Source organism: Paenibacillus xylanilyticus, assembly GCF_013359935.1.
Taxonomy (GTDB): domain Bacteria; phylum Bacillota; class Bacilli; order Paenibacillales; family Paenibacillaceae; genus Paenibacillus; species Paenibacillus xylanilyticus.
This window is the reverse complement of the sequence record NZ_JABMCB010000070.1, coordinates 1-3,024: the sequence shown is the minus strand read 5'-3', so window position 1 is coordinate 3,024 and position 3,024 is coordinate 1. Positions and strand designations below refer to the sequence as shown.

Sequence of the window (3,024 nt, the reverse complement as noted above, 5' to 3'; positions counted from 1 at the left end):
TGACGGTGATTCACCTATGAGTATGGAAATCAATGCGAGCGCGTTTCTGAAGCAGCTGGATTTGCTGAATGAACGTGCGGTGGCAGCGGCTGAACGTGGCGTGAAAAAGGCAGCTGAGGAATTAGGGAATGAGTCGGACAGACTGGCTCCGAAGAAAAAAGGGGCATTGCGCCAATCACAAAGGATTGACGTGGAAACGAAGTCCGGTCTGCGGATTACGGCTACCGTGTCCTATTCAGCCACACGACCCATGAAATCCGGGTATCAATTCAATTATGCGTTATATCTGCATGAGGTAGCCGATTTTGACCCGACTACGCCAGGAACCGGTCCGAAATTCTTGGAACGTCCGTTAAAAGCCAGGTCAAGGAGGTTTTTGAAGATTATCGCGGATGAAGTGAAGAGGGAGATGCACATGTAATGTTAAAACCCAAGATGCTGGCGGACATGCTCCAGGCGGAAATGCCTTTCAAGTATTACGCCAACGAATTCCCTTCTGGTGCGCCAGATGCATCGGCCTGGGTCCGTCTGACAGGCGGTTACCCACCTTCCGACTGGTCGCCAAGAAAGCAGCCTTCGATGCAAATCGTGGTGCGGGGTCCTGAAAAGGAAGCTGTTCGTATTGAACAACTGGCCTATGACTTGCATCAGCATCTGCATCAGCGGCGGGAATTTTACGCCGGAACGACTTTAATACGAAGATGTACAGCCGATCAGTCCGGCCCTTTTTATGTAGGCCGTGACGAAAATGATCGGCTTTTATATTCTCTTAATTTCACATTGGTGGTGATGGAATGAAGAAGGTTGAGCTGACAAAGCCCTACATCCAGGTCAATGCGGGCACGAAAGAAAGCCCGGATTACAAGACAACTGGAGATGTTATTGAGCTGACCAATGAGGCAGCCGCAAAAATGATTGAGGCGGGTTATGGCAAGGAAGTCAAAGACACAAAATCCACTACGAAAGAGGGGCAATCCTAATGGCAGGAGTAAACGCAGAAAAGATTAAATTGGGTCCATGCGAAGTTGTTTTTGATGAAGGGACGCCGGAAGAAATTATTTTTGGAACGACTAAAGGCGGGGTTGTTCTGACTTATGAAGAAACATCCCGAGAAGTAACGATGGACCAAACGGGAACAACACCGCTGAAGGAAATCATCACTGGCCGCACAGCGAGTGTGGCAGTCCCTTTTGGTGAATACGACAAAGAAAAGCTATTGGCGGTTTTGCCAGGATCGCGCTTAGTGGTTGATTCCACCGATCCAACAAAAAGTAAAGTTGTCGTCAATGCAACGAAGGTTATTGATTTGCTGAAATTCGCTAAAAAAATGACGTTGAGGCCGCTCGCGGAAGGTACAACTACTAATGATTACATCACTCTGCCAAATGCAGCTCCACGGGCAAACCTGAATTACACCTTTGATTACGATAACGAATTGATTACTAACGTCACGTTTAAGGGATTCCCAAACGCGAACGGTGATTTAATCGAATTCGGAGATCCGAGCGTAGTTTAATTTCATAAACCTATAAGGCGGGGCCGATGGCTCCGCCTTTTTCATAAGGAGGCGTCATGTTCAACTTTAAAAAAGAAAAATCAATGGATCATGTCTTTTTTGGTGACAAACGGGTGGATATCCCACGGCTGAGTGTAGGCAAATGGATGTCTTTGATGGAGAAAATCGAGATCCTACCACAAACCGTGGCAAATATTATTGCTGCGAGAGATACGGAAATGTTTTGGCCTAGTGCCGTGGTCGGCGTGCTGATGGCATCTGAAGAGGTGATTACACTCGTTTCTGTTCTGGCCGATGTGACGGAAGAGGAAGTGAAAGAAGCGGATCTGATCCAGCTGCATGACTTTTTGAAATCTACCATCGAACGAAACAACCTGGACGAAGCTGCAAAAAAGTACCGCGCCGCAATCCAGTCCGTGGTGGGAAGGCTGCAAGCTGTCAAGAATCCGAACTAACGATAAACAATTGGGTTCTGGAGGCTTCGCTATTGCTCGGGGTTACGCCACAGGTGCTGCGTAATGACTATTACATTACGGATTTGCCTATGTTGCTGTTCCGGCAAACACAAAAGATTGCGGAGGATCGATTGGCACAACTTCACATTGTGATGGGTCCGAACATGACGGAGGACAGTTTTAAAGGTTTGGTGGATATGATCGGCTGGCCGTTGCAAGACGAGCAGCAGGATAAAAAAGATCAGTTGGACATAGCAGGATTACGTTCCTTGCGCGAGCGGCTAGAAGGGAGGAAGGATGGCTGAGAACGAAAACATTGGCGGCATTGAGGCGAAACTTGGGCTAGACGCAGACGGTTTCAAAAAAGGAATCGAAGAAGCAAAGCAGGACATGAAGAAAATGACGGATGAATCCAAGAAGTTTAACCAGGATTTCAGAACCGTTTCGAAGTCCTTGCGTGACGTAGGCGTGGATTCCAAAGAAATTCGGAAGATTAAAACCGAAATGCTGGCATCGAAGCCGGAACTGTTCGAAAAACAGCTCAAAAACGTGGAATCACAGTTACGAGCGATTGGCGCAAGCAGCTCCCAGATTGGCAAAGTAAAAATGCAGATCCAGGAACAGGGTTCGGCGCTAGAATCGACAAGCGGCAAGCTGAACAAGATGAAAGCAGGGTTTGACGAAAACGCCAAGTCTGCCAGTAATCTAAGTAAGGAAATTACCACAGCCGGGGTTGCTTACACAGCTTACGCGGCTGCTGTTGCCGCGGCACTGATCAAGGCTGTAGACCTGTCAGCACAGTTTGAACAGGCCATGGCAAAGGTCAAGGCGATCAGCGGGGCAACAGCTCAAGAATTCGAGAATTTGCGGCAGCAGGCCATTGACCTGGGCGCAACAACTGTGTTCAGTTCAACACAGGCAGCGGAAGCACAATCCTTCCTGGCTATGGCTGGTTTCAAAACCAAGGAAATCATGGAAGCCATGCCGGGCGTGCTGTCGCTTGCGGCGGCGGGACAGATGGAGATTGCCCGCACGGCCGACATTGCTTCCAAC

Annotated in this window: 7 protein-coding genes; all 7 read left to right on the top strand. The window is 48.6% G+C overall.

Annotated elements, in window-relative coordinates; all coding sequences use genetic code 11:
• On the top strand, window positions 1–421 hold a 421-nt coding region (locus HP552_RS00545; RefSeq protein ID WP_217506273.1), incomplete at its 5' end, for an HK97 gp10 family phage protein.
• On the top strand, window positions 421–798 hold the full coding sequence (locus HP552_RS00540; RefSeq protein WP_175393839.1) for a minor capsid protein: 378 nt from the start codon (window positions 421–423) through the stop codon (window positions 796–798). The genes HP552_RS00545 and HP552_RS00540, both read left to right, overlap by 1 nt.
• Entirely contained in the window at window positions 795–980 is a 186-nt protein-coding gene (locus HP552_RS00535) for a hypothetical protein (RefSeq protein WP_175393838.1), read from the top strand. The genes HP552_RS00540 and HP552_RS00535 overlap by 4 nt, the downstream gene beginning before the upstream one ends.
• Complete coding sequence (locus HP552_RS00530; protein WP_175393837.1) at window positions 980–1,516, top strand: hypothetical protein; 537 nt, start codon at window positions 980–982, stop codon at window positions 1,514–1,516. The genes HP552_RS00535 and HP552_RS00530 overlap by 1 nt, the downstream gene beginning before the upstream one ends.
• A gap of 56 nt (window positions 1,517–1,572) precedes the next feature.
• Complete coding sequence (locus HP552_RS00525) at window positions 1,573–1,971, top strand: hypothetical protein (protein WP_175393836.1); 399 nt, start codon at window positions 1,573–1,575, stop codon at window positions 1,969–1,971.
• Window positions 1,972–2,003: 32 nt separating this feature from the next.
• Window positions 2,004–2,276 (top strand): hypothetical protein, encoded by a 273-nt coding sequence (locus tag HP552_RS00520; RefSeq protein ID WP_175393835.1) that lies wholly within the window; start codon window positions 2,004–2,006, stop codon window positions 2,274–2,276.
• Window positions 2,269–3,024: phage tail tape measure protein (locus HP552_RS34755; protein WP_175393834.1), on the top strand; the 756-nt coding region annotated here is incomplete at its 3' end. The genes HP552_RS00520 and HP552_RS34755, both read left to right, overlap by 8 nt.

Bases quoted from the DNA above. Each gene is read 5' to 3' on its own strand.
- HP552_RS00540 (WP_175393839.1), top strand. From the start codon at position 421: ATGTTAAAACCCAAGATGCTGGCGGACATGCTCCAGGCGGAAATGCCT.
- HP552_RS00535 (WP_175393838.1), top strand. From the start codon at position 795: ATGAAGAAGGTTGAGCTGACAAAGCCCTACATCCAGGTCAATGCGGGC.
- HP552_RS00530 (WP_175393837.1), top strand. From the start codon at position 980: ATGGCAGGAGTAAACGCAGAAAAGATTAAATTGGGTCCATGCGAAGTT.
- HP552_RS00525 (WP_175393836.1), top strand. From the start codon at position 1,573: ATGTTCAACTTTAAAAAAGAAAAATCAATGGATCATGTCTTTTTTGGT.